Genomic DNA, 24,938 nt, shown 5'->3' on the forward strand with positions numbered 1-24,938 from the left:
AGCGACGATGACCACTACCGCGGACGGCTCCGGCACGCAGCAGGAGACGTTCCCCTATGCCCGTCCGGCCCCCTTCACCCCGCCCCCGCAGTACGCGGCGATGGTCAAGAACGGTGTCACTCAGGTGACCCTCGCCAACACGGGCCTGCGCGTCTGGACGGTCACCGGACACGAATCCGTCCGCCGCATCCTGACCGACCCGCGGGCCAGCGCCTCCCGCAAGCACGCCAACTTCCCCTTCTACTTCGTCGCGCCGCCGCAGGCCCGTACCGAGACCTCCTTCATCGGCTACGACCCTCCGGAGCACACCATCTCCCGGCAGAAGGCCGCGGCCGCGTTCACGTATCAGCGGGTCCAGAAGCTGCGCGGTCGCATTCAGGAGCTCGTCGACGAGCACGTCGACCGGCTGCTGGCCCTGCCGCCGCCGGTGGACTTCCACCGCCTCTTCTCGCTGTCGCTGCCGACGACCGTGATCTGCGACATGCTCGGCATCCCGCAGAACGACCACGACTTCATCATCGAGCACAGCAACAACATGTTCGGCATCCTCAGCACCCCGGAGCAGCGGGTGGCGGCGATCGTCGAGGTCAACGCCTATGTGGAGAAGCTGGTCGAGCTGAAGGAGACGGAGCCGGGCGAGGATCTGATCAGCACCATCATCGCGGAGTACCGCAAGTCGGACGAGGACTACACCCGGCGGGACCTGGTCAACATGGTCCGGATGCTGATGAACGGCGGACACGAGACCACGGGCAGCATGCTCTCCTTCGGCACCGCCTGCCTGCTCGACAATCCCGAGCAGCTGGCGGAGCTGCTGGCCGACCCGGAGACGATGATCGGGCCGGCGACCGAGGAACTGCTGCGCGTGGTGACCATCGGGGACATCGGGGTACCGCGCGTGGCCCTGGAGGACATCGAGATCGACGGCACGGTCATCCCGGCCGGCGACGGCATCCTGTGCCTGCTCCTCACCGCAAACCGGGACCCGGAGGTCTTTCCCGAGCCGGAGAAGCTCATCCTGCGCCGGGGCAGCCGCAAGCAGGTCGGATTCGGTCACGGGGCGCACCACTGCATCGGCGCCGAGCTGGCGAGGCTTGAGATGCAGATCGCCTGGACGACACTGTTCCGCCGCATTCCCACGCTCAGGCTCGCCAAGCCGCTCGCGGACATACCCCGTAAGGAGGGCGCCATCGTCTACGGGGTACGGGAACTGCCCGTCACCTGGGACGAGTGATGGGCGACGAAATGGAGGCGTACGGGTCCGGCCTGGCCGAGCTCTATGAACTCATCTACGCCGGCCGCGGCAAGGACTACGCCGCCGAGTCGGCCGATGTGACCGCGCTCGTCCAGGCCCGGAAGCCGGATGCCGCATCCCTTCTCGACGTCGCCTGTGGGACCGGCGGTCATCTGGTCTTCTTCAAGCGGCACTTCGCCACCGTGGAGGGGCTGGAGCTCTCGGAGCACATGATCGCCAAGGCCGGGCAGAGCATGCCCGACGTGCCGGTGCACCAGGGCGACATGCAGGACTTCACGCTCGACCGCAAATACGACGCCATCTCCTGCATGTTCAGCTCGATCGGTTACGTGGGATCGGCGGCCGAGCTGAACAACACCCTCGCGAGCCTGGCGCGCCACCTGAATCCCGGTGGTGTGATCGTGATCGAGCCCTGGTACTTCCCGGAGGCATTCCTGCCGGGTTACATCGCGGACGATCTCGTCCGGACGGAGGACCGGGTCACGGTCCGCGTCTCCCACTCGGAGCGGCACGGCGACCAAGTGCCGATCATCGTCCACTACATCGACGCCCGTAAGGACGCCGGGATACGGCACTTCACGGATGTCCACCGGATGCATCTCTTCACCAGGCAGCAGTACGAGACCGCCTTCGAGCGCGCCGGCTGCTCGGTGGAGTACATCGACCGGGCCCGCTTCGGCTGCGGGCTGTTCGTCGGCGTACTGAAGTGACGAAACCTCTGTCGGGCCCGGTCCTGTTGACCGGGCCCGACAGAAGTTTCTGGGTTGTGCGTATGACGCCTGTGATGTTTCAGGCTTCCAGGCGGTCCCCGGCCGTCGCAGTGGACCACATGGTGCCGAGCGACTCTTCGAGTCCGATACGGGGCTGCCAGCCGAGCAGTTGCCCGGCGAGCCGGATGTCGGCCCGGGTCCAGGCGCCCCCGAGGCTCGGGACGTGCCGGATCTCCTCGTCGATCATGTCGACGGTATGCCCGGCGGCGGTGACGAACAGCCGGACCAGCGTGCGCATGTCCACGGCCACGCCGCTGCCGATGTTGAGCACCCTGCCGCTCACCGACGTCTCGACGGCCTTGACGACCGCCTCCGCGACATCGCGGACGTCCACGAAGTCGCGCCTGGCCTGGGTCATGACCACCGGCATGCGCTGACCGGAGGCGAGAGCCTGACGCAGCATGCCGACGAGCTTTCCGGGGAAGCTCGCCGGCGAAGGGTGCGGTCCGCTGACGTTCGCAGCCCGCAGCACCAGGCCGTCGACGAGGCCGCTGCCCACTGCGTCCAGCACGGCCTGCGATCCGGCGAGCTTGGTCCTGGTGTACGCAGTGCCGGGGCGCGGCGTGATGGTCTCGTCCATGGCGGTGCCCGCGGCGACCTCGCCGTACTCGTGCATCGTTCCGATGTGCACGATGCGGGAGCGCCAGGGCAGCGCGGACATACCCGCGAGCAGCCGGCCCACCAGGCCGACATTGACGAGGGCCATGTCCTGTTCCGACTTGGTCCAGCCGTCCGTCGCGTTCGCCGCGTCGGTCGAGTTGACCACCACACCGATCCGCTCGGCCCGCAGCAAGGCCGTGATCTCCTCCGTGGTGGCGTGCGCAAGGTCGAGAGGGACGAAGGTATGGGCCGAGACGTGCGGAGCGGGGTGGCGGGCCACGACGACGATGTCATGGCCCCGGACGGAGGCGGCGGCACAGATGTGCCGCCCGATCCACCCGGTGCCGCCGAGAACCGCCACCCGCTGCCGGCCGCTCCGCCCGTCCTCTGCGCTCATCCTGTCTCTCCACGTCTCGGGCCACGTCGTCGGGGCCGGGGGCCCTGTGCCTGCCCGGCCGTCGGTTCTCGGCCAGGGCGTGTTTTAGAAGTAGCGCCGTCCGCCCGTAGGGCGGGCCCTGCGGCGTCTGGTGCGTGCAATCGCAAGGCGGTGGGGGCACCCCCGGACGAAGTCTGGGGGAGATCGCCCTCGTACTGGACGTACTTGGGCGACTCCGACAACATCGCGTGGGGGCACCTCCCAGCGGTAGCTGGGGGAGTGCGTGCCAGGCGTCGCGGGGCAGGCGGGACTTCTAAAACACGCCCTACGGCTGCCGCTTCGTCACCAGGTCCACGAGCACCGACACCGTCTCACCGGGCGACGGCTGTTGCGCGATGTGGTCCGCCACGCCCTGCGCCTGCTTTCGGTAGCCGGGGCCGTCCAGCAGATCGCCGACGGCTTCCAGCATCGACTCGGGGCTCAGCTCCATGGGCGGAAGGTGGCGCACCGCACCCAGATCGGCGAGGCGCCGGATCGCGTCGAGCGGCTTGCCACGTCCGGGGACCACCACCTGGGGCAGCCCCTGGGAGAGACAGGCCATCATGGTCCCCGGGCCGCCGTGGTGGACAGCCACGTCGCAGGCGGGAAGCACGGAAGTCAGCGACAGCCAGCCGGTGGCGACAACCGAATCCGGCAGGGGCCCGAGCTGTCCGACCAAGTGGTCCGCCACCGCGACGACCAGTTCCGCGTCCAGCATCCCGAGCGAACGCACGATGTTCCCCAGCATCGGGGCACCGCCGATCTGCGGCTGGACGGAGCCAAGCGTGATCAGCAGCCTGGGGCGGGTGCGGGGCCGCAGGGCCCACTCGGGTACGGTGCCCGGCTCGCCGTACGACACGTACCTGATCGGCTGGGCGCCGGGCGTCGGATCACCCAGCATGGGCGGGCAGTTGTCGAGGATCAGGTCTGGCGCCGGCAGCTCGGCGAGCCCCAGCTCCTTCAGCTCCGGCTGCAGCTCGGCGGCGACCCAGGGCACGACCGGCAGATCGCCGGGGCCCACGACGTGCTTCACCCAGGGGATGTCGTGGAGCGCCGCGGCCGCAGCGGCGGCGGCGTACGAGTAGGCCTCGGCGACGATCAGGTCGGGGCGCCACCCCTCCACGAGGCCGCTCATGCCCTTCAGGGTGCGCGCGGCCAGCCGGCCGAAGCCGCGGCCGATGCCCTCGGCCATCTCCTCATCGGTGTCGGGCACCTGGACCCGTCCGCCCGTGCGGTCCTTGGACATGACCTCGCCCATGTCGAGGGGCCCGCAGATCGGCGCCATCGGCAGGCCGGAACCGCGGACAGGCCCCTCGAAGCTCTCAGGAGCCGCGACGAGCACCTCGTGGCCGGCCGCGCGCAGCGCCCAGGCAAGGGGGACGATCGGGTAGTACAGCGGGTGGGCAGGACCCGTGGCCACCAGTATCTTCATGCCGGGAAGCTACAAAGACGGGCCGGAATATCGCTCGAATCCGGCTGGTCCGACGGCTGTTCGCGGCCCGGCGGTCGTGGCGGCCCGGCCGTTGTCGCGGCCTCGCGGTCGTCGCGGCCTCGCGGTCATGGAGTGGTGCGGCGCGGGGCCAGTGCCCTCTCGATCTCCATGCACTGCGCATGGTCCGGCAGCAGTCCGTCGGCCCGGGCCTGTGCGAGCGAGGGGGCCACTCGGTCCCGGTCGGAAACGACCGGGCGGATGCCGTCGGGCAGTGGCAGATTAAGCTCGGGGTCGAAAACGGACAGCGCCAGCTCGTTCTCCGCGACGTAACTTCGGGAGAGCGTGTAGGACATGACGGTCTCGTCCCGCAGAGCGACGAAGGCGTGCCCCACCCCGACAGGCAAGTACAGCGCGCGGAATTCGACCGGATCGAGAACGACGGCGTCGCACTGCCCGAAGGTGGGTGAGCCCACCCGGATGTCCACCACGATGTCGAGGGCCTGCCCCTGCGCGCAGTACACATATTTCGCCATGCCCGGCGGGGTGCGCGTGAAGTGCACACCGCGCACGACGCCGCGCCGCGATCTGCTGTAACTGGTCTGGGACACCGCGAAGAGGGGCCGCCCGGTCGCTTCGACGAACGCCTCCTCCTGGAACGGCGACACGAACAGGCCACGGGAGTCCTTGAACACCTGCGGAGTGAAGGCCAGGGCACCGGCGACCTTGAGTTCTCGCGACTCCAACTCTCGTCCCTCCTCTGCCGAGCATCGATGACCGTGCGCCGGTCGTCGTGCTTCGGGCCCGGCGCCCGGGGCGGCGGCCGGGTCGTCCGACCGGACTTTGCGGCCGGTACCTCGAACCTGGCTACAGGTCCGCTGCAAGCCGCCGCGCGGTGTGCGGGTCCGCGGCGCATTCGCCCGCGATCGCGGTCAGCAGCTGACCGCGACGGGGACTAGCTTGGGCCCCTTGCGGGGTGCCGTTCACTTCTCCCCCGCCAAAGTCACATGCCCAGGAAGCCCAGGTGAAGGGACACCATGGCAGAACTACTCACCCGCCGGAGCCTCAACCGGGCGACGCTGGAACGACAACTGCTTCTGCGCCGTACGGACTTGGCCGCTCCGGCCGTGATCGAGCAGGTGGCCGGACTGCAGGCACAGGACCCCGACCCGCCGTACATCGGGCTGTGGAGCAGGATCACGGACTTCCGTCTCGACGATCTCACCAAGCTGCTGAACGAGCGGATGGTGGTCCGGGCGACACTGTTCCGCGGCACCCAGCACCTGGTCACGGCAGAGGACTATCTGTGGCTGCGGCCTCTGCTGCAGCCGATGCTGGACCGCTGGCAAAAGGGCGCCTTCGGCAGATTCACCACCGGGCTGGACCTCACCGAACTCGCCGCCGCCGCCCGGACGGTGCTCGGCGCGTCCACGCTCACCAGGCCCGAACTGGGCCGGGCCCTGGTGGAGCGGTGGCCCGGACGGGACCCGGTCGCGCTGGCCAGGTCGGTGCAGGGGCTGCTGCCTGTGGTGCATCCACCGCCGGACGGCACGTGGGGGCGGCGCGGTACGACGCCGTTCACACTTGCCGACCAGTGGCTCGGCCGCCCGCCGGCCACCGATCCCTCGCCGCGCGAGCTGGTCCAGCGCTACCTCGCGGCCTTCGGTCCCGCCACCGTGAAAGACATCCAGGCGTGGAGCGGCATGACCCGGCTGCGCGAAGTGGTCGAGGCGCTGCGGCCGGAGTTGCGCGTGTTCCGGGGGGAGGCGGGCGAGGAGCTGTTCGACCTCCCCGAGGCGCCACGACCCGACCCGGACACGACCGCGGCCGTCCGTTTCCTCGCCGCGCTGGACAACGTGGTGCTCGGCCATGCGGACCGGACGCGGATGATGACGGACTCCCAACGCAGGCACATCATCGTCGAGGCGGCGGTGACCGTGGACGGCTTCGTCCGTGGTCTGTGGGGAATCAAGCGGGACAAGGGCTCGGCGGTGCTGACCGTGAAGCTCTTCTCGCCCTTGAGCGCGAACGAGGAGGAGGCGGTGACCGATGAGGGCGCCCGCCTGCTGCGGTTCGCCGCCGAGGACGCCGACCACTACGACATCCGGTACCGCCCGGTCGACACGCCCTGACCGGGCCGCACGGGCAGCGACTTGTGCCTGCCCGTGCAGCCCGGCGCCCTGCGGCCGCCACGTCACGCTCAGGATCCGCCCTGTTGGGCATCCGAGGGTCGTGGCGGCCTGTGTCTCAGACGGCGGTGAGTTCCTGTGCGATGGCCATGACGTACTCGCCGTAGCGTGACTTGCCGAGCCGGGCGCCGAGGCGGTAGCAGTCCTCGCTGTCGATGTAGCCCATCCGCAGGGCGACCTCCTCGACGCAGGCGATGCGTACGCCCTGCCGCTCCTCCAGCGTGCCCACGTACTGTCCTGCCTGCAACAGGGAATCGGGGGTGCCGGTGTCCAGCCATGCGAAGCCCCGGCCGAGGTTCACGAGCCGGGCCGTGCCCCGCTCCAGATACCAGCGGTTCACATCGGTGATCTCGAGCTCACCGCGGGCGGAGGGCTTCAGGTTCTTGGCCACGTCCACCACGGCGTTGTCGTAGAAGTAGAGCCCGGTGATCGCCGTGTTGGAGCGCGGTTTCGCCGGCTTCTCCTCGATGGACACGAGCTTCCCGTCGGGGCCGACTTCTCCCACGCCGTATCGTTCCGGATCCTGCACCGGATAGCCGAAGAGGACGCATCCGTTCACGTTCCGGCTGTTTTCCGCGAGGACGGAATAGAAGTGATGGCCGTGGAAGATGTTGTCGCCGAGGATGAGCGCGACCGAGTCGTCACCGATGTGATCGGCGCCGATGACGAAGGCTTCCGGCAGCCCGTTGGGCTGCGCCTGTTCGCTGTACTCGATCCGCAGCCCCAGCTGGGAACCGTCCCCCAGCAGTCTCTTGAACTGCGGAAGGTCCACCGGCGTAGAAATGATCAGTATGTCTCTGATGCCGGTGAGCATGAGCACACTGAGCGGATAGTAGATCATGGGCTTGTCGCCGACGGGGAGCAGCTGTTTGGAGACTGCAAGTGTCAGCGGCTGGAGCCGGGTTCCGGATCCACCCGCCAGTATGATCCCCTTCACCAGGTCACTCCCACTCTTTGAATCCAATGGACCTGCGCGCCGGCAACTAAGCCAGGCGGTATTCGAGCCTCTCTCAACACCGGCTCGAATAGGGGCAGATGCCGGCCGCCGCTATCTCAAGTGCCCGTCTAGCTCCGTTCGAGGGGGCCTTCATAGCGTGTGAACATGACGACTTGCCGTGCCTGCCGGGGCCCAGTGACCGAGTTCTTCGACTTCGGCCGCCAACCGCTGTCCGACGCATTCCGCCGGCCTCAGGACACTTCGGAGGAATTCTTCTACCGCCTCGCGGTCGGCGTCTGCGAGGAATGCACCATGGTGCAGCTCATGGAGGAAGTGCCGCGCGAGCGTATGTTCCGCGAGGACTACCCGTACCACTCGTCGATGTCCTCGGTGATGCGCGAGCATTTCACCACGACCGCCCGCCGACTGATGGAAACGGAATGCCGCGGCAGCGACCCCTTCGTGGTCGAAATCGGCTGCAACGACGGCGTCATGCTCAAGACCATCGCCGAGAGCGGCATCCGTCACCTGGGCGTCGACCCCTCTCGTGACGTGGTCGAACTGGCCGCCGCCAAGGGCGTCCGCGTACGCTTCGACTTCTTCCAGGAGTCCACGGCGGCCGAGATCAGAGCCACGGAAGGGCCGGCCGACGTCATCTACGCGGCGAACACGATCTGCCACATTCCGTATGTGGACTCGGTCTTCCGCGGAATCGACGCGCTTCTCGCGCCCGACGGTGTTTTCGTGTTCGAGGACCCGTACCTCGGCGACATCGTGGAACGCGCCAGCTTCGACCAGATCTACGACGAGCATTTCTATCTGTTCTCCGCGTCGTCGGTACGTGCGACGGCCCGGCGGTTCGGATTCGATCTCGTCGACGTCCAGCGTCTTCCGGTCCATGGCGGCGAAGTCCGCTACACCATCGCCCGTCAGGGACGCCGCGAACCGAGCGCCGCCGTCGCGGAACTGATCGCCGACGAGCAGCAGCGCCAGCTCACCGACACCACCATTCTCGAACGGTTCGGCATGCAGGTGAAGCGGAACTGCGAGGACCTGACGACCCTTCTGCACCAACTGCGCGAGGCGGGGCACAGCGTCGCCGCCTACGGGGCGACGGCGAAAAGCGCGACCGTCACCAACTACTGTGGTATCGGGCCCGATCTCGTACCCGCGATCTTCGACTCGACCGCCGCGAAGCAGGGACGCCTCTCACCGGGTACGCACATTCCCATCAGGCCTCTCGAGGAGTTCTCCGCTCCGTATCCCGAATACGTCCTCCTCTTCGCGTGGAACCACGCGGAGGAGATCATCGCCCGGGAGAAGGCTTTCCGTGAGCAGGGCGGCAAGTGGATTCTCTATGTCCCGGACGTCCGTGCCATCTGATCAGCGGCCCGGGGTTCCGTCACGGCCGACGGCCGTGACGGAACACGATCCGGCTCCGCCCGCCCACCGCGGGACCCCTCACGAAAGCGTGATGCTGCCATGACCAGAGTGCTCGTCACGGGCGGAGCGGGCTTCATCGGCTCCCACTACGTGCGCACCCTGCTGGGCCCCGGCGGACCGGGGGATGTGACCGTCACCGTCCTGGACGCCCTGACCTACGCGGGCAACCGGGCCAATCTCACCCCTGTCGAGGCCCATCCCGGCCTGACGTTCGTACACGGAGACATCTGTGATGTGGAGCTGGTCCACGCGCTGATGAGCGATCACGACCAGGTGGTGCACTTCGCGGCCGAGTCCCATGTCGACCGGTCCATCCGTGACGCGGCCGGCTTCGTACGGACCAATGTGGTGGGGACGCAGAATCTGCTCGACGCCGCGCTGCGCCATGAAGTCGGCCGTTTCCTGTACGTCTCCACCGACGAGGTCTACGGCTCCATCGAGAACGGATCCTGGACCGAGAGCTCTCCCCTTCAGCCGAACACCCCTTACGCGGCCTCCAAGGCGGCCGGGGACATGCTCGCCCTCTCCCAGCACCGGACCCACGGCCTGGACGTCCGGGTCACCCGGTGCTCCAACAACTACGGCCCGTACCAGTTCCCGGAGAAGCTGATCCCGCTGTTCATCACCAGGCTGCTGGACGGCCGGGAGGCGCCGCTGTACGGCGACGGCGGCAACATCAGGGACTGGCTCCATGTGGAGGACCACGTCCGCGCCGTCGAGCTGGTCAGAACCAGGGGCCGCGCGGGCGAGGCCTACAACATCGGCGGCGGCACCCTGATGGCCAACCGGGACCTGGTCGACCTGATCGTGCGCGCCTGCGACGCGGACTGGGACCAGATCCGGTACGTCGAGGACCGCAAGGGCCACGACCGCCGCTACTGCGTGGACCACACCCGGATCACCGAGGAACTCGGCTACCGACCCACGGTCGACCTCACCACCGGCCTGGCCGAGACGGTGACCTGGTACAGGACCAACCGGTCCTGGTGGGAACCACTGCTCGCCGACGCGGTACTGACCTGACCCGGAGCGCGGACGTCCAGGGCGTCGTCCCGGTTCCACCGGCATTTCCCCCAGGCGGTCGCGAGCTTCTCTCGAGCGGGCCGCTCCATTTTCAGACATGCCGGGTACGGCTCGGTCGGCCATTCTCTCGACGCAGAAACCATGGAGGCGCCATGTCGGCACCGCCCGTTCCCACCGCGCCCGACGCATCGTCATCAAGGCTGCGCTCGCTCACCGGGATGCGATTCGTCGCCTCCTTCATGGTGCTGATCTGCCATATAGGGATCGTCCTGGTACCTCGCGTGCAGAAGCCCGGGCTCACCTGGACCGAGCCCTACTTCTACGCGTTGGGGCCCACCGGAGTGGTCTTCTTCTTCGTCCTCAGCGGATTTGTGCTGACCTGGGCGGCGCGCCCCGGTGACACCAGCAAACTCTTCTGGCGCCGCCGCCTGGTGAAGATCTATCCGAACCACCTGGTCACCCTGGGCGCCGCCCTGGTCCTGATGCTCATCACGGGCCACGCGGTGACGGCGGCCAACACCGTCCCCACCCTGTTCCTCGTGCAGGCCTGGATTCCCGACCAGGAGGTCGTGCTGAACTACGCCTCCAACGCCCCCACCTGGTCGCTCGCTTGCGAGCTGTTGTTCTATCTGGCCTTCCCCGCGCTGCTCCCACTGCTGAACAGGATCCGCGCCGGGCGGCTGTGGCTGTGGATGGGCGGTGTCGCCCTGCTGATCTGCGCGCTGCCGTTCGTCGCGCTGTTGCTGCCCGAACAGCCGGTGATGACGAACACCGACGTGCCGTGGTGGCCGTTGTGGTTCACCTACTACTTCCCCATCAGCAGGATGCTGGAATTCATGCTCGGAATGCTGACAGCGCGGATCGTGCTCAGCGGGCGCTGGATCGGACTACCGCTCGTCCCGGCCATACTGCTGGCAGGGGCGAGCTTCGTCGTCACCGCCGGATTGCTGCCGGAAATGTACAGCCAGACATCCGCGATCGCGTTCTTCATCGCCCTGCTCATCGCCGCCGGCGCCACCGCCGATGTGCGGGGCCACCGTACGCTCTTCCGCAGCCGGACCATGATCTTCCTCGGCGAGATCTCCTTCGCCCTGTACATGGTGCACTGGCTGGTCATTCTGTACGGCCCGATGCAGATGGCCGGGGCGAACGGCTGGACGGCGCAGTCGACGGTCTCCCGTGCCCTGGTCGACGGGGGCCTGACCGTGGTGATCACCCTGCTGCTGGCGTGGTTGCTCTATCGGCTGGTCGAGCGCCCCGCGGTGCGCCGCTGGAGCCGGCCCGCCGCAGTAGCAAGGTCTTCGCCGCCACGGGCGGACGTGGGGGTCGGCTCGTAACCGGAGCTGCGCGGCGGCCGCTGAGAACGACGCTGCTGCCCGGCCTCGACGGGGGCTCCCTCATGCGTCGAGCCCCCGCCACGCCTGCCGGCGCCCCGTAGGACGCCGCCCCGGCTTCGTCCGACTGGTCAGCAGATCCTGGGCAGTTGCTCCCCGATCGGCAGATCGACCACGCGCGTGCCCCCGAGACCCGTGCGGGCCACCACCATGCCCGGGTGCGCCTCAACCGCCTCACCGATCACCGTCGCCGCCGCGCCCAGGGGATGCGCCCGCATGGCGCTCAGCACCGCGTCGGCGTGCTCGCGGGGGACGAACGCGACGAGCTTGCCCTCGTTGGCCACGTACATCGGGTCGAGGCCCAGGATGGCGCAGGCGTTGGCCACGGCCGGCGGGACGGGGACGCTGCGCTCCTGGATGACGACGCCGGTGCCGGAGGCCGCCGCGATCTCGTTGAGGGCGGCGGCCAGCCCGCCGCGGGTGGGGTCGCGCAGCACATGCAGGTCCGAGGTCACCGCGAGCATGGCCTCGACAAGGCCTCCCAGGGCGGCGCAGTCACTCTCGATCTCCACGCCGAACTCCAGGCCCTCACGGACGCTCATGATCGCCACGCCGTGGACGCCGATGTCGCCACTGACGATCAGTACGTCTCCGGGGACCACGCGCTCCGGCCGCAGATCGACACCCGCCGGGATGAGCCCGATCCCGGACGTGTTGATGAAGATGCCGTCTCCGTGTCCGGCCTCCACGACCTTGGTGTCGCCGGTCGCCACCTCGACGCCCGCGACGCGCGCGGCCGCGCCCAGTGCCTCGGCCACGCGTCCGACGACCGAAACCTCGACGCCCTCCTCCAGAATGAATCCGCAGGACAGGTAGGCGGCCCGGGCACCGCTCATGGCCAGGTCGTTGACGGTGCCGTTGACCGCGAGGTCGCCGATGCTGCCGCCGGGGAAGAACAGTGGCCGCACCACGAACGAGTCGGTGGAGAAGGCCAGTCGGACACCCCCGAGGGAGACCGCGGCGGAATCTCCCAGCTGTGACAGCGTCTGTCCGCCGAAGGCGGGCGCGAAGATGTGCTGGACGAGCTCGGCGGACATCGCGCCGCCACCACCGTGGCCCATCACCACCCGGGGCTGGTCGCGAAGCGGTGCCGGGCAGGTCCACGCCGTGAGGTCCGGCAGCGGTACACGGAGCGCGGTGGTCTCAGACAACGGTGCTCGCCTCCAGGGATGGGGTCGTGAGGTCCAGCCGCCGGTAGAGGTAGTAGGCGGCGCACGCGCCCTCGCTGGAGACCATCGTGGCTCCGAGCGGATTGCGGGGGGTGCAGGTGGTGCCGAAGGCCTCGCACTCATGCGGCTTCAGCAGGCCCTGCAGGACCTCACCGCTGCGGCACTCGGCCGGCTCCCGGGTGTCGATGCCGGTCACCGAGAAGCGGTACTCGGCGTCGTACTGCCGGTAGCGGGGGGACAGCCGCCAGCCACTGCGGGGGATGACGCCGATGCCGCGCCAGGCCCGGTCGGTGACCTCGAAGACGTCCTCGAGCATTGCCTGGGCGGCGGGGTTTCCCTCGGGCCGCACAGCGCGCTGATAGGCGTTGTCCACGGTGTGCTCGCCGCGTTCCAGCTGCCTGACGGTCCGGCGTACGCCTTCCAGGATGTCCAGCGGCTCGAATCCGGTGACCACGATCGGGACGCGGTACCGTTCGGCCAGTTCGGGATATTCCCCGAGGCCCATCACGCTGCACACGTGTCCGGCTGCGAGGAACGCCTGGACCCGGCAGCTCGGCGACTCCATGATCGCCTCGATCGCCGGGGGCACCCGTACATGGGACACCAGCAGGCTGAAGTTCGGAATATTGAGCTTGCGCGCCTGGTAGACCGTCATCGCGTTGGGTGGCGCGGTGGTTTCGAAGCCGATACCGAAGAACACCACCTCGCGCCCCGGATTCTCCTGAGCGATCCGCAGGGCATCGAGCGGGGAGTAGACAACCCGCACATCGCCGCCCGCGCTGCGGACCTGGAACAGGTCGCGGCCGGTGCCGGGGACCCGGAGCATGTCCCCGAACGAACAGAAGATCACCTCGGGGCGGGAGGCGATCTCCAGCGCCTTGTCGATGACTTCGAGCGGGGTGACGCACACCGGGCAGCCCGGCCCGTGGATCAACTCGACCTGTTCCGGGAGCAGTTGATCGATGCCGTGCCGGATAATGGTGTGGGTCTGTCCTCCGCAGACCTCCATCAGGGCCCATGGCCGGGTCACGATGGAGTGGATGTCGTCGAGCAGGCGCCGGGCCAGGTCCGGGTCCTGGAATTCGTCGATGTACTTCACTGCCGGGCCTCCTGCGTTGTCTCGCTGCTGTCGGGCCGCGGGGATCCGCTCGCCTCCGCGGCCAGTTCCCACGGGTCGCCGAACTCCTCCTGGAGCATGCCGAGATTGGCGAACAGCTCGAGAGTCTGCTTGGCCGACTCCTCGTCCAGGCGCTGCAGGGCGAACCCGACGTGGACGATGGCGTATTCGCCGACCTGGAGGTCCGGCAGGTATTCCAGGCACACCTCCTTGACCACACCGCCGAAGTCGACGGTGGCCATGCGGGTGCCGTCCCGTTCCTCGATATCCATCACTCTGCCGGGTACCGCCAGGCACATGGGGGTTCTCCTCGCTGTTGTGATCCGTCTTCCCGGCCTTGCCGGGTCTGCGTCAGTCGGCGGTTACGCGCCCGGCGACAACCAGCTGACCGAGCGCCAGTCCCCCGTCGTTCGGGGGGACTTGGTGGTGGCGCAGGACCGTGAAGCCGTCCCGCCGCAGCGCTTCGGCGCACGCGGAGGAGAGCAGGGCGTTGGCGAACACGCCTCCGGTCAGGGCGACGGTGTCCAGTCCGTGCCGCTCGCGTGCCATGAGGCAGGTCCTGCGGACAAGGCCCGTCACCGCCGTGTGAAAGCGTGCGGCGATGAGTTCCCGCGCCGTTCCCGCGCGTACGTCGTCGACGACCGCCGCCAGTACGGGCGCGGGCTCCGCGGTCAGCGCGCCCCCGGCGGCCTGCTCGGCAGGACGCAGCCCGAACTCGTAGCCGGTGCCGTCCGCCCCCGCCGCGACAGCCAATGCGGCGGCTTCCAGCTCGATGGCGGCCTGCGCCTCGTATCCGGCCCGGTGACACACGCCCGCGAGCGAGGAGACGGCGTCGAACAGCCGCCCCATGCTCGAGGTGGGGACACAGTTCAGGTTCCGCTCCAACTGGCTCTTGAGAACTCGGCGTTCATCGGACGGGCAGGCGCTCGCACAGGGAAGGTCGTCCGTCCAGGCGATCCCTGCCGCGCGCAGATGGGCCAGAGCCATCCGGTACGGCCGGTGCACTGCGGCGTCCCCGCCCGGCAGCGGGACGTAGGCGAGGTGCGCGAAGCGGGCGAACCCGTCGTAGTCCGCGAGCAGCATCTCCCCGCCCCACACCGCCCCGTCATCGCCGTAGCCGGTGCCGTCGAATGCGATGCCGATCACCGGTCGGCCGCCGTCCAGGCCGTGCTCGGCCATCGCGGCCGCGATGTGTGCGTGATGGTGCTGCACCCGTACGATCCGCCTGCCCGCCGCGTGACGCTCGGCCCACCGCCCGGAGCGGTAGACGGGGTGTCGGTCGGCCGCCAGGATTTGGGGCTTCACCCCGGTGATCGACTCCAGCTGCCGTTCGGCGTGCTCGAAGGCGTGCTGCGTGGCGAGGTCGTCCATGTCCCCGATGTGCGCCGACAGCCAGGCTCTGCGCCCCTCGGCGAGGCAGAACGTGTTCTTCAGGTCGCCCCCCACGGCCAGGGCGGGCCGCACGGACACCGGAAGAGCGACGGGCAGCGGGGCGTAACCCCGTGCGCGGCGAATCGTCAGCCGCTCCCCGTCGCAGACGCGCACCACGGAGTCGTCGCACGGCACGTGAATCGGGCGGTCGTGCGTCAGCCAGGCGTCGGCCAGGTGAGCCAGCCGGTCCAGCGCTTCCGCATCGTCGGTGACGATCGGCTCACCTGCCGTGTTTCCGCTGGTCATGACGAGCAGACGCGGCCCCGCGGGGTCCCCGGACAGTCCGAGGAGCAAGTGGTGCAAGGGGGTGTACGGGAGCATGACGCCGAGGTCGGGGCTGCCCGGCGCGACCGCGTCCGACAAGTGGGGACCGCGGGCCCCCGGCAGGGCGTCGGCCCGGCGACGCAGGAGGACGATGGGCCGGACGCCGCCGGTCAGCAGGACTCGCTCCTCGGGGCTGACGCGTACCAGGTGCTCGACATCGTCGATGTCCCTGGCCATCAGCGCGAACGGCTTGTCGCCGCGGGCTTTGCGGTGGCGCAACAGTGCCACCGCACGGGAGTTGGAGGCGTCACAGGCGAGGTGGTAGCCGCCGAGGCCCTTGACGGCGAGGATCGCACCGGCGGACAGGAGCCTGCGGGCCTCGGCGACCGGGTCCGTCGCGGATTCGGGTCGGGGCGGCCCGCCCGGGGACGCGTGCAGCAGGCGCAGGCGGGGTCCGCAGGCGGGGCAGGCGACCGGCTGCGCGTGAAAGCGGCGGTCGGCCGGATCAGCGTACTCACGGGCGCAGTCGGGGCACATGGGGAAGCCGGCCATGGTCGTGTGGGCCCGGTCGTACGGGAGGCCGGTGACGATGGTGAAGCGCGGGCCGCAGTGTGTGCAGGTGATGAACGGGTGGCGATGACGCCGGTCGCCCGGATCGGCCAGCTCCGTGCGGCACGCGTCGCAGGTGGCCACGTCCGGGGAGACCAGCGTGCGGGCCGGCCCCTGCGAACGGGAAGCGAGGATGGCGAATCCGCGGTCGCCCGCCGTGGGTACGTCCTGGTGGTCGACGGACTCCACCACGGCCAGCGGGGGAGCCTCAAGCGCGATCCGGTCGCAGAACAGGGCGACGGCGGACGGTGCGCCTTCGACCTCGGCGACGACGCCGTCCGCGGTGTTGGTCACATGGCCGGCCAACTCCAGCCCCGTGGCGAGGTTGTAGAGGAACGGCCGGAATCCGACGCCTTGTACGACACCGCGGACGGTGACCCGCCGGCGCTGAACCGCCTCGGCAAGGGCGAGGGCCGACTGGGAAGTGATCACGGGCGGGAGTGCGCCACTACACCGGGGACGGCCCCGAACAGGCGGGAGGACTCGACCGGGCGGACAGCTGCCTGTGTATGCGCATGGGGCTGAGAGTGGGGCTGCGGGTGAGACTCCGAAGCGGCCTCGTGATGGTGGTGATCATTCTGCGGCCGGCCCATGACCGGCGCGTGCACCGCGCCGCCGTCCGCCACCGCCATCGCCCGGTCGAGCAGCGCACCGGCGCCCTCGCCTCGGCGAGCGGAGGTCATGACCACTTCCACACCAGGGTTGACCTGCTCGACATGAGCACGGAACGCCGCCTCGTCGAACTCGACGGCGGCCGCGATGTCGGTCTTGGTGACCACCACCAGATGCGCCAGTCCGAATGCGGTGGGGTACTTCAGCGGTTTGTCCTCCCCCTCGGTCACCGACGCGAACACGACCCGCAGTGCCTCACCGAGGTCGTAGGAGGCCGGGCAGACCAGGTTGCCGACGTTCTCCACGAAGAGCAGCCGGGTGCCGTCGGGCAGCCATCCCTCCAGGTGTCTTGCGAGCATCCCGGCCTCGAGGTGGCACAACCCGTCGGTGAGAACCTGCTTGACCGGCACACCGGAGCGGGCCAGGCGCTTGGCGTCGTTCTCGGTGGCGAGGTCCGCGGTCAGGGCGGCCACCGGCACTCCCCCCTCACGCGCCAGGAGCAGTTCGCGTTCCAGCAGGGCCGTCTTCCCGCTTCCGGGGCTGGACAGCAGGTTGACTACCGTGGTGCCGCGGCCAGCCAGTTCGGCGCGCAGCGCGTCCGCCGTCGCGTCGTTCTTGGCGAGTACCGCCTGTTGCAGGTCCACGACTCGGCACATGGTTCAGCGCTCCTCGGAGATCGGTTCGCGGGTGCGTTCGCGCGCAGGGCCGTCCTCCCAGTGCACGTCGGCGATTCGCAGCTCGCGGCCCGAGAGCAGCCCGGCGGTCGCCTCGCCACACACCGGGCAGCACAGTTGCGGTGGCATGCCGACCGCCCAGTCGTCCGCGCAGGAAGCACAGTGGGCTCGGCCCGGCACGGATTCGGTGACCAGTTCGGCGCCTTCCAGGACGGTCCCCGCGCAGGCCAGTTCGAAGCAGAAGGACAGGGCGTCGGGGACGACTCCTGCCAGCTCGCCGACTTTGAGTCGTACGGAGGTGACCGCGGTGACGCCGCCGGCGCGGGCAGCGGCTTCCTCCACCTGGCCCACAACAGCCAGCGCGATGGACATCTCGTGCATCGGTCTCCGTCCTGGCGGAGGCCGATCCAGGGGCGGCCGGTCCGCTCGGCTCCATTACAGGCGGCGTTCGGACGCAAGGTGCCGTGGCTCGCCGACTCCGCGGCCCGCGTAAGCCATTCGGTGCAGCCGCCGGGTCACATCCTCCGCATGCGCAGGTAGCGCCTGACGTCGGGCAGGAACTCTTTCACCACGGCGGCGAGGGCGGTGGCGGCTGCGGCAGAGGCAGCGCCGATGAGGGGCTTCTTCATGGTCTTCTCGGACTTCTTCATGGTCTTCTCCTCAATTCCCGGCCGGTTCGGCCGTGGTCCTGGATGCCGGCGCTTCGTATGTGCCGTCCCGCACCATGCCCAGCACCCATCGCACGGCCTCCGGCACCGCGGCGGCCACTGGCGGGCTTAGTCCGATCCCCTCCTCGACGCAGGCGGGTTCGCAGCCCACCACCAATGTGCGCCGCGGCGGGGTCCCGCCTGTGCCGTCGCACAGTGTGGCCAGCAGAGCCAGGACGGCGTCAGGGGACATGTGGTGGCCGTCGACCACAGCGCCTTGCGGTTCAACGCCGCCGGTGGTGCCGGCCTCGATCAGATAGAGGTCTCCCGGGTCGCCGCCGCGCGCGGTGGCGTCGACCAGGATGAACGTGTCGTACCCGTCGAGCAGTTGGTACGCCAGGTGTACGCCCCGTACACCGAAGTCCACGACCTCGACATGCTCGGGCAACTGGTGCGCGGCGAGCCTGCGCACTGTTTCGACGCCGAAGCCGTCATCGCCGAGGAAGATGTTTCCGACACCGGCCACCAGAGTCCGCGCGCCCCCGCGGGGGGACAGGTTCACACGTCCTCCAGCGGTTCGACCTCGTCGGGCTGGAAGTACAGGAACCGGCCCTGTTCGCGGCGGATATCGGCACCGGGGTCGCCTTCCACGGTCACGGCCAGGTGCACTCCCCCGTCCACGTCGTGCAGTACGGCCTCGACCTGCGCGCTGCGGCCGTGCAGGAACAGGTCCTGGGCGTCGCTGCGGCGCAGGCCCGGCCGCAGCAGCACACGGCTGCCCGCACTCACCGGCCGGCCGTCGACCAGGACCTGGTCACGGGCCGGGTCCAGCCCGGCGTCGCTCGCCGGATCCCACCAGGGGGTGTCCGGCCGGACGACGCCGTGGCCGTCGGACAGGTCCGGATCGCCCGGGAAGTCGGGCTCGCACGAGGCGGGTCCGGTGACCTCCCGCAGGGCCCGCACCGCTCCGTGCAGCCGTTCCAGTACCTCGGGCGGCATCGAGTCGGCCAGGTCGATCACGGCGGCCGCCTTCGCGTCGGTCCCGCGGGCTTCGCGCTTCTCCTCGTCGGTGAGGGCCGCGGTGCGCAGTGCGAGGATTTCGTCGATCTCGGTGGCGTCGTAGAGCGCGCCCGGGCTCTCCGGGGCGATGGCCGGGTGGTCCTCCAGAATGATCGGGGAGGACAGCACCAGGTCCGCGCGGTTCGGTTCGCCTGCGAGCACCGGCCAGGTGTGCAGATTGCGGCAGGCCGCGACCGCGCCCTTTGCCCACTCGGGCGGATCCGTCATCGAGAGAAACTTGCCGTCGCTGAGGCACAGCAGGAGGTGGGCGGCGACCAGCGAGTGCGGCAGCGCGGCGTCGCGGTCGGCGTCGGGGTCCGGCTTCCATGTGCTGGTGTTCTCCACCACCGCGGACAGCCGCATCACCCGGTAGGGGCCGTCGAGTTCACGGGCGGACAGCCGTACGACACCGTTGGCCTCCTCGCAACGGCGGACCAGACGGCCCACGAGCCGGCCGTCCGCGTCGAGGACGGGCTCGGTCTCTTCGCGGGCGGGACGGGTGAAGGGGACGGTGACGCCGTCCCCCGTCAGTTCGTCCACCGTGGTGGCCACCTCGACGCGTTCTTCGGCGCCTTCGTCCCAGGGGACCAGGACGCGGTCGTGGAGGTGTAGTTCGGGCACGGTCTCGAGGGTTCCGTCCGGGCGGGCCTGTTGCACGGTCCGCCGCTGGGCGTGCAGGAACCGCACCTCGACCGAGAGCGTCGCGCCCGCCCTGGGCTCCATAAGGCATTCGGTGTGCTGGGAATCGTGCTCTTCGCAGTCGGCTCCCCAGGCGGGTGGTACGAGCACCCCGAACTGCCAGCGCATCCGGTTCTTGGCCGCCGAGGCCCGGTACGGATAGAGCACGTAGCCCTCGAATAGTACGGCGTCGGCAATCTGCCGGGCGGCGGTGAACCGGGATTCCGTTTCGGGGCTGAACACGGCTGTCGTCACGGCGCCGTCCTCTCGGTGACACGCGGCAGTCCGGCCGCGGACAGGGCGTGGGCCGGCGGCTGCGGAGTTGGCGGGTCGGCCGCCTGAAGGAGTGCCCGCACGGTCGCCTCCCAGGACGGCAGCGCCCGCCGCGAGCGGAACGCGAGCAGCGCGTCCACGGTGTCGCGGGGCAGCCTGATCCAGCCGCAGCCCGGGAAGTGCTGCTCGAGCATCTCCTGCCATACCTCCACCGGCATCCGGTAGGTCGTCTCCCGGTCCCAGGGCACCGGCTCGACGCGGAACCCGGCGGCTCCGGTGAATGCCGTACCGGAGAAGAGCATGAGCAGCGGTACTTCGCCGCCCGAGAGCGCGCCGAAGTACCGGGTCGCGGCGACGTCCATGTCGTAGGTGCAGGGCACGACGAGGTCGATCTCCGTCTCCCCGGTGAAGCCGGGGACCATGAGCGAGACCAGTGCGAACTGCACGGGCTGGAGCGTGCTGCCCCAGCGCGAGCGCTCACCGAACAGGTCTGCCAGTCCCTCGGCTTCCTTGGCGTCGTAGCCGCGCCGGGTCGGCTCGATACGGATTTGGCAGCGCAACGCGAGGGCGTGTACCCGGGCACCTTCGGAAGCTGTGATACGCAGCCGGAATACGAGGGTGGGTCCGGCGGCGTACCGGTCGGCGCGTACGCCGGTACAGGTGAAGGAGAGCTCTGTCACGGCCGGCGCACCTCCCCCGGTGCCTTCGCTCGACGCCCGACGTGCTCGAAGAACGCCTTCAGATCGGCCCGCGCCTCCGCCCCGCCGTCAAAGCCCTGCCACAGCAGGCGCATCCGTCCCACCAACTCGTAACAGATGTCGATCGGCACCAGATAGCACTCGGCTCGGCCCTCCGAGCGACGCAACAGCAGTGCCTCCACGTCGGGTTCGAGCAGGTCGGCCAAGCGGCTGCCGCCGAGTGCCGCCTGCCAGGCCGAAGGTTCCAGTTCGCTCTCGGTCGCGCCGGCCGGGCTGGGGTAGAACGCGACCAGCCGGTCCAGTGCGGCGTTGCGGAAGAAGAAGGCGACGCCGACCGGGATCTGCAGGAGTTCCCAGGCACCGTCGTCGAGACGGTGGTCGGGGTCGGCCAGATAGCGGTCGGGAACCGTCCGGAAGCGGCCAATGGCGGCACCCGGCTGCTCGAAGAGCAGGGCACAGGGGGTGCAGGCGCAAGCCAGCGAACGCTTTTCGGTGTCGACCAGATGCCGGTGGCCGCCGTCGGCCACCGGCACACCGCACAGTTCGCACCGTTCCTGTTGTGGCGTACGGGGTGTCGCGAACCGGCGCAGTCCCCGGGTCGCCGGGGCGACCCCCGGTCGCTGCGGTCCCGCCTGACGCACGCTCACAGCGCCTTCGCCGAGGCCGGTCCGCGGACGGGGGTGCCGGTGGGCGGACCGGTGGTGATCTGGAGCAGGACCGGCTCCGGGGAGCGGGCCGCCGATTCCAGTTCCACCTTGGTCACCTCCGGCGCGTAGCAGGCCAGGGCGTCCTCGACGGCCGGCTGGACCGCCGCCCCGGTGCTCGGGCAACCGCAGCCCCCGCCGCCGGACGACCGCAGGCGCAGCGTGCCGGTGGCCTCGTCGAAGTCCACGATCTCGACGGGGTGGTTGCGGACGCTGTCCAGGGCGCGTGCGATCCGCGTGGCGGTGTCCTCGGGGTGCAGGTCGTGCAGGACCAGCAGGCTCGAGACGAGTTCGTCGCCGAGCAGGCCGGCCAGGGGCGCGCCTCCCGGTGCCTTGGCCGCGGGGGCGTCCAGCAGCCCGACGATCCGGGCCAGCCCGGCGCCGTAGAAGTCCATCAGGACGCGCACCAGTTCCTCGGCCGCCATGGCGACCTCGTGGTCGCCGGTGGCCGCGAGGCGGTCGAGTACTTCTTCGACACGCAGCCCGGCCTGCTCCGCGTTCACCGTCGCCGCCCCTCGGGGGGGCGCAGCCGTGGTGGCTGCCGCCCCGCTCATCCGGCCAGGCCGCTCAGTCCGGTCGGCACGTGCATCTTCTGCACGGTCTTGCCGCCGCCCACGTACATGTGGACGCCGCAGGGCAGGCAGGGGTCGAAGCTGCGCACGGCGCGCATGATGTCGATGCCCTTGAAGTTCTCCGGCGAGTTCTCCTCGAAGATCGGCGTGTTCTGCACGGCGTCCTCGTACGGGCCCGGTGTCCCGTAGGAGTCCCGGGTGCTGGCGTTCCACGGGGTCGGCGGGTAGGGGTGATAGTTGGCGATCTTGCCGTCCCGGATCACCATGTGGTGCGAGAGGACGCCGCGTACGGCCTCGGTGAATCCGACACCGATGCTCTCGTCCGGCACCTCGAACTTCTCCCAGGTCTGGGTGCGTCCGGCGCGGACCTCCTCGAGCCCCTTCTCCGCGAAGTGCAGCGCTACGGCGGCGGTGTAGGCCTGGAAGTAGGTGCGGGCCCGGTTGCGTTCCAGCGCGTTGCTCCAGCGCGGGATCTTCCATTCGAAGCGGGTCTCGGGCTTGGTCATCGTGCGCGGCAGATTGATGACCACACTGCTGCCGGTGGACTTGACGTAGCCGACATCGACGAGCCCGGACAGCGCAGTGGACCACAGGCGGGCGATGGGGCCACCTCCGGTGTCCAGAGCCAGGTAGTCCTTGCCGTCGAACCAGCGGGGGGACATCACCCAGCTGTACTTGTCGTTGAAGTCCCGCTTCTGGGGGGCGGGGATCGTGTGCTGGTTCCAGGGGTGGCGCGGATCGACCGGGTTGCCGAGCGGGTCGTGGGTGACGAACTGCTCCTGGTCCTGCCAGTCCTCGTAGTACGAGCTGCCCAGCAGGATGCGGATGCCGAGGTTGATCTCGGTGAGGTCGTTGGTGACCAGCTTGCCGTCGACGATGATGCCGGGGGTGACGAACATCCGCCGTCCCCAGTCGGACATGTTGGCGTAGGTGAAGTCGCAGTACTCGGGGTCGTTGAGCGCCCCCCAGCAGCCGAGCAGCACCCGACGGCGGCCGACCTCCTCGTACCCGGGCAGGGCTTCGTAGAAGAAGTCGAACAGGTCGTCGTGCAGGGGGACGACGCGCTTCATGAACTCCACGTAGCGCATGAGGCGGGTGAGGTAGTCCGTGAAGAGCTGGACGGAGGCGATGGTGCCCACGCCGCCCGGGTAGAGCGTGGAGGGGTGCACATGGCGGCCCTCCATCAGGCAGAACATCTCCCGGGTGTAGCGGCTGACTTGGAGGGCCTCGCGGTAGAACTCGCCCTCGATGGGGTTGAGCGATCGCATGATGTCGGCGATGGTGCGGTAGCCGTGGTCTCCGGCGTGCGGCGCCTCGGTGCGCTCGGCCAGTTCCAGGACGCCCGGGTTGGTCTCGCGGACCATTTTCTCGCAGTAGTCGACCCCTACCAGATTCTCCTGGAAGATGTTGTGGTCGAACATGTACTCGGCGGACTCGCCGAGGTTGATGATCCACTCGGCCAGGTGCGGCGGCTTCACGCCATAAGCCATGTTCTGCGTGTACACCGAGCAGGTGGCGTGGTTGTCGCCGCAGATTCCGCAGATGCGGCTGGTGATGAAGTGCGCGTCGCGGGGGTCCTTGCCGCGCATGAAGACGCTGTAGCCGCGGAAGACGGACGAGGTGCTGTAGCACTCCGCCACCCGCTTCTGTTTGAAGTCGATCTTTGTGTGGATACCGAGGCTGCCCACGATCCGGGTGATCGGATCCCAGGACATCTCCACCAGGCCACTGCCGTCGCCGGCCTTCGTCGTCGGTGCCATCGTGTGTGCAGCGCCCTTCTTCAAGTCCTCGTACGGGGGGTCGGATCAAGCGGAGTGGTCACGCGGGGGTGGTACTACGTGCGGCTCGTGTCCGGGAGTCGCTCACCACGGCGGCCGGTAGCCGGTGGTCAGCTTGGCTCCCGTGTGACGCCACGAAGGCTCCTTGTCCACGGTCCTCGCCGTGATCGTCCGGAGTTTGCGGATCACTGCCCCGTAGGCGCCGCTGGCCCTGCTGGACACCTTGGCGCCGGGCGGTTCGTCCATGAAGGGCATGAACTTGTCGGGGAAGCCGGGCATGGTGCAGGCGATGCAGATGCCACCGACGTTCGGACAGCCGCCGATGCCGCTCATCCAGCCCCGCTTGGGCACGTTGCACTTGACGACGGGCCCCCAACAGCCGAGCTTGACCAGGCACTGGGGCGAGTCGTACGTGGTGGCGAACTGACCCTGCTCGTAGTAGCCGGCCCGGTCGCAGCCTTCGTGCACGGTGGCCCCGAACAGCCAGGTCGGGCGGAGCTTGTCGTCGAGCGGGATCATCGGAGCGGATCCCGCCGCCTGGTAGAGCAGGTAGGTCAGAGTCTCGGAGAAGTTGTCCGGCTGAATCGGGCAGCCGGGTACGCACACGATGGGGATACCGGCCTTGGACTTCCAGTCCCACCCCAGGTAATCGGGCACCCCCATGGCGCCCGTCGGGTTGCCCGCCATCGCGTGGATGCCGCCGTACGTGGCACAGGTCCCGATGGCGACGACAGCCAGCGCATTGGGCGCCAGCCGGTCGATCCACTCGCTGGTCGTGATCGGCTGGCCGGTGTCCGGGTCGTCGCCGAAACCGCACCAGTAGCCCTCCGGCTTGATCGACTCATTGGGGACGGAACCCTCGATGACCAGGACGAAGGGGTCGATCTCGCCTCGCTCCCCCTTGAAGAACCATTCGATGAAGGTGTCGCCGCCCCCCACCGGCCCGCATTCGAAGTCGATCAGCGGCCAGTGGACCGCGATCTTGGGCAGACCGGGCAGCGCACCAAGCACGATCTCCTCGATGCTCGGCTGCATCGCGGCCGTCAGGGCCACCGAGTCGCCGTCGCAGCTCAATCCGGCGTTGATCCAGAGGATGTGGATCGGGGACTCGTCCCCGGCGGTCGCGCCGGAGGCGTCCGCTGTGCCGACCGTGGTCGACGTTGCTGCATCCATGTGGATGCCTCCTAGGGAGATATAT

The 24,938-nt window shown here is 69.1% G+C and carries 24 protein-coding genes; 6 read left to right on the forward strand and 18 right to left on the reverse strand.

Annotated features, from left to right (window positions below; all coding sequences use genetic code 11):
- Positions 1–7: 7 nt before the first annotated feature.
- Together J7E87_RS02960 and J7E87_RS02965 are read left to right on the forward strand one after the other, a co-directional pair.
- Positions 8–1,234, forward strand: a complete 1,227-nt coding sequence (locus tag J7E87_RS02960; RefSeq protein ID WP_215089511.1) for a cytochrome P450 — start codon at positions 8–10, stop codon at positions 1,232–1,234.
- Positions 1,234–1,965 (forward strand): bifunctional 2-polyprenyl-6-hydroxyphenol methylase/3-demethylubiquinol 3-O-methyltransferase UbiG, encoded by a 732-nt coding sequence (locus J7E87_RS02965; protein ID WP_251016868.1) that lies wholly within the window; start codon positions 1,234–1,236, stop codon positions 1,963–1,965. Before J7E87_RS02960 ends, J7E87_RS02965 begins: the two co-directional genes overlap by 1 nt.
- A gap of 79 nt (positions 1,966–2,044) precedes the next feature.
- Here J7E87_RS02965 and J7E87_RS02970 read toward each other — a convergent pair whose 3' ends face one another.
- From J7E87_RS02970 to J7E87_RS02980, 3 genes are all read right to left on the reverse strand, one after another.
- Positions 2,045–3,022: an NAD(P)-dependent oxidoreductase gene (locus J7E87_RS02970; protein WP_215089513.1), complete on the reverse strand. Its 978-nt coding sequence runs from the start codon at positions 3,020–3,022 to the stop codon at positions 2,045–2,047.
- Positions 3,023–3,326: 304 nt separating this feature from the next.
- Positions 3,327–4,472: a nucleotide disphospho-sugar-binding domain-containing protein gene (locus J7E87_RS02975; protein ID WP_215089515.1), complete on the reverse strand. Its 1,146-nt coding sequence runs from the start codon at positions 4,470–4,472 to the stop codon at positions 3,327–3,329.
- A gap of 125 nt (positions 4,473–4,597) precedes the next feature.
- The gene (locus J7E87_RS02980) at positions 4,598–5,215 is read right to left on the reverse strand and encodes a dTDP-4-dehydrorhamnose 3,5-epimerase family protein (protein ID WP_215089517.1); all 618 of its coding nucleotides are present in this window, start codon (positions 5,213–5,215) and stop codon (positions 4,598–4,600) included.
- Between the two features lie 291 nt (positions 5,216–5,506).
- Between J7E87_RS02980 and J7E87_RS02985 the strand changes: the two genes are divergently transcribed.
- Positions 5,507–6,601, forward strand: coding sequence for a winged helix DNA-binding domain-containing protein (locus J7E87_RS02985; protein WP_215089519.1), 1,095 nt, complete (start codon positions 5,507–5,509; stop codon positions 6,599–6,601).
- A gap of 115 nt (positions 6,602–6,716) precedes the next feature.
- On the opposite strand, the gene rfbA is transcribed toward J7E87_RS02985, so the two are convergent.
- Positions 6,717–7,595, reverse strand: coding sequence for a glucose-1-phosphate thymidylyltransferase RfbA (rfbA, locus tag J7E87_RS02990; RefSeq protein WP_215089521.1), 879 nt, complete (start codon positions 7,593–7,595; stop codon positions 6,717–6,719).
- Positions 7,596–7,760: 165 nt separating this feature from the next.
- On the opposite strand from rfbA, the gene J7E87_RS02995 reads away from it, so the two are divergent.
- From J7E87_RS02995 to J7E87_RS03005, 3 genes are all read left to right on the forward strand, one after another.
- Positions 7,761–8,978 carry a class I SAM-dependent methyltransferase gene (locus J7E87_RS02995; protein WP_215089523.1) on the forward strand — a complete coding sequence of 406 codons (1,218 nt, stop codon included), beginning with the start codon at positions 7,761–7,763 and terminating at the stop codon, positions 8,976–8,978.
- 99 nt (positions 8,979–9,077) lie between these two features.
- Positions 9,078–10,061 (forward strand): dTDP-glucose 4,6-dehydratase, encoded by a 984-nt coding sequence (gene rfbB / locus J7E87_RS03000; protein WP_215089525.1) that lies wholly within the window; start codon positions 9,078–9,080, stop codon positions 10,059–10,061.
- A gap of 152 nt (positions 10,062–10,213) precedes the next feature.
- On the forward strand, positions 10,214–11,398 hold the full coding sequence (locus J7E87_RS03005) for an acyltransferase (protein WP_215089528.1): 1,185 nt from the start codon (positions 10,214–10,216) through the stop codon (positions 11,396–11,398).
- Between the two features lie 128 nt (positions 11,399–11,526).
- On the opposite strand, the gene hypE is transcribed toward J7E87_RS03005, so the two are convergent.
- From hypE to J7E87_RS03070, 14 genes are all read right to left on the reverse strand, one after another.
- A complete protein-coding gene (gene hypE, locus J7E87_RS03010) occupies positions 11,527–12,606 on the reverse strand; it encodes a hydrogenase expression/formation protein HypE (protein ID WP_285427289.1) in 1,080 nt (359 codons plus the stop codon).
- Entirely contained in the window at positions 12,599–13,723 is a 1,125-nt protein-coding gene (hypD, locus tag J7E87_RS03015; protein WP_215089530.1) for a hydrogenase formation protein HypD, read from the reverse strand. Before hypD ends, hypE begins: the two co-directional genes overlap by 8 nt.
- Positions 13,720–14,040 (reverse strand): HypC/HybG/HupF family hydrogenase formation chaperone, encoded by a 321-nt coding sequence (locus tag J7E87_RS03020; protein WP_215089532.1) that lies wholly within the window; start codon positions 14,038–14,040, stop codon positions 13,720–13,722. The genes hypD and J7E87_RS03020 overlap by 4 nt, the downstream gene beginning before the upstream one ends.
- Positions 14,041–14,092: 52 nt before the next feature.
- Positions 14,093–16,477, reverse strand: coding sequence for a carbamoyltransferase HypF (hypF, locus tag J7E87_RS03025; RefSeq protein WP_215089534.1), 2,385 nt, complete (start codon positions 16,475–16,477; stop codon positions 14,093–14,095).
- Positions 16,474–17,313: a hydrogenase nickel incorporation protein HypB gene (gene hypB / locus J7E87_RS03030; RefSeq protein WP_215089536.1), complete on the reverse strand. Its 840-nt coding sequence runs from the start codon at positions 17,311–17,313 to the stop codon at positions 16,474–16,476. Before hypB ends, hypF begins: the two co-directional genes overlap by 4 nt.
- Before the next feature lie 3 nt (positions 17,314–17,316).
- The gene (locus J7E87_RS03035; protein WP_215089538.1) at positions 17,317–17,712 is read right to left on the reverse strand and encodes a hydrogenase maturation nickel metallochaperone HypA; all 396 of its coding nucleotides are present in this window, start codon (positions 17,710–17,712) and stop codon (positions 17,317–17,319) included.
- A 134-nt stretch (positions 17,713–17,846) separates the two neighbouring features.
- Complete coding sequence (locus tag J7E87_RS35815; protein WP_285427290.1) at positions 17,847–17,981, reverse strand: hypothetical protein; 135 nt, start codon at positions 17,979–17,981, stop codon at positions 17,847–17,849.
- Between the two features lie 10 nt (positions 17,982–17,991).
- Positions 17,992–18,540 carry a hydrogenase maturation protease gene (locus tag J7E87_RS03040; protein WP_215089540.1) on the reverse strand — a complete coding sequence of 183 codons (549 nt, stop codon included), beginning with the start codon at positions 18,538–18,540 and terminating at the stop codon, positions 17,992–17,994.
- Complete coding sequence (locus J7E87_RS03045) at positions 18,537–19,970, reverse strand: hypothetical protein (RefSeq protein WP_215089542.1); 1,434 nt, start codon at positions 19,968–19,970, stop codon at positions 18,537–18,539. Before J7E87_RS03045 ends, J7E87_RS03040 begins: the two co-directional genes overlap by 4 nt.
- Positions 19,967–20,668, reverse strand: coding sequence for a DUF6084 family protein (locus J7E87_RS03050; RefSeq protein ID WP_215089544.1), 702 nt, complete (start codon positions 20,666–20,668; stop codon positions 19,967–19,969). The genes J7E87_RS03045 and J7E87_RS03050 overlap by 4 nt, the downstream gene beginning before the upstream one ends.
- Complete coding sequence (locus tag J7E87_RS03055; RefSeq protein ID WP_308312828.1) at positions 20,665–21,333, reverse strand: DUF5947 family protein; 669 nt, start codon at positions 21,331–21,333, stop codon at positions 20,665–20,667. The genes J7E87_RS03050 and J7E87_RS03055 overlap by 4 nt, the downstream gene beginning before the upstream one ends.
- Complete coding sequence (locus J7E87_RS03060) at positions 21,330–21,944, reverse strand: NifU family protein (protein WP_215089547.1); 615 nt, start codon at positions 21,942–21,944, stop codon at positions 21,330–21,332. Before J7E87_RS03060 ends, J7E87_RS03055 begins: the two co-directional genes overlap by 4 nt.
- On the reverse strand, positions 21,941–23,722 hold the full coding sequence (locus J7E87_RS03065; protein ID WP_215089548.1) for a nickel-dependent hydrogenase large subunit: 1,782 nt from the start codon (positions 23,720–23,722) through the stop codon (positions 21,941–21,943). Before J7E87_RS03065 ends, J7E87_RS03060 begins: the two co-directional genes overlap by 4 nt.
- Positions 23,723–23,824: 102 nt before the next feature.
- Positions 23,825–24,913: a hydrogenase expression protein HypE gene (locus J7E87_RS03070; protein WP_215089550.1), complete on the reverse strand. Its 1,089-nt coding sequence runs from the start codon at positions 24,911–24,913 to the stop codon at positions 23,825–23,827.
- Positions 24,914–24,938 lie beyond the last annotated feature (25 nt).

It is taken from the genome of Streptomyces sp. ISL-1 (assembly GCF_018614585.1).
Lineage (GTDB): Bacteria > Actinomycetota > Actinomycetes > Streptomycetales > Streptomycetaceae > Streptomyces > Streptomyces maoxianensis.

Excerpts from the sequence above, each read along its gene's own strand:
- J7E87_RS02975 (WP_215089515.1), bottom strand. The coding sequence starts at position 4,472 with ATGAAGATACTGGTGGCCACGGGTCCTGCCCACCCGCTGTACTACCCG.
- rfbB (WP_215089525.1), top strand. The coding sequence starts at position 9,078 with ATGACCAGAGTGCTCGTCACGGGCGGAGCGGGCTTCATCGGCTCCCAC.
- J7E87_RS03005 (WP_215089528.1), top strand. The coding sequence starts at position 10,214 with ATGTCGGCACCGCCCGTTCCCACCGCGCCCGACGCATCGTCATCAAGG.
- J7E87_RS03035 (WP_215089538.1), bottom strand. The coding sequence starts at position 17,712 with ATGCACGAGATGTCCATCGCGCTGGCTGTTGTGGGCCAGGTGGAGGAA.
- J7E87_RS03020 (WP_215089532.1), bottom strand. The coding sequence starts at position 14,040 with ATGTGCCTGGCGGTACCCGGCAGAGTGATGGATATCGAGGAACGGGAC.
- J7E87_RS35815 (WP_285427290.1), bottom strand. The coding sequence starts at position 17,981 with ATGAAGAAGTCCGAGAAGACCATGAAGAAGCCCCTCATCGGCGCTGCC.
- J7E87_RS02960 (WP_215089511.1), top strand. The coding sequence starts at position 8 with ATGACCACTACCGCGGACGGCTCCGGCACGCAGCAGGAGACGTTCCCC.
- J7E87_RS02995 (WP_215089523.1), top strand. The coding sequence starts at position 7,761 with ATGACGACTTGCCGTGCCTGCCGGGGCCCAGTGACCGAGTTCTTCGAC.
- J7E87_RS02965 (WP_251016868.1), top strand. The coding sequence starts at position 1,234 with ATGGGCGACGAAATGGAGGCGTACGGGTCCGGCCTGGCCGAGCTCTAT.
- J7E87_RS03060 (WP_215089547.1), bottom strand. The coding sequence starts at position 21,944 with ATGAGCGGGGCGGCAGCCACCACGGCTGCGCCCCCCCGAGGGGCGGCG.
- J7E87_RS03070 (WP_215089550.1), bottom strand. The coding sequence starts at position 24,913 with ATGGATGCAGCAACGTCGACCACGGTCGGCACAGCGGACGCCTCCGGC.
- J7E87_RS02985 (WP_215089519.1), top strand. The coding sequence starts at position 5,507 with ATGGCAGAACTACTCACCCGCCGGAGCCTCAACCGGGCGACGCTGGAA.
- J7E87_RS03065 (WP_215089548.1), bottom strand. The coding sequence starts at position 23,722 with ATGGCACCGACGACGAAGGCCGGCGACGGCAGTGGCCTGGTGGAGATG.
- J7E87_RS02970 (WP_215089513.1), bottom strand. The coding sequence starts at position 3,022 with ATGAGCGCAGAGGACGGGCGGAGCGGCCGGCAGCGGGTGGCGGTTCTC.
- hypB (WP_215089536.1), bottom strand. The coding sequence starts at position 17,313 with ATGTGCCGAGTCGTGGACCTGCAACAGGCGGTACTCGCCAAGAACGAC.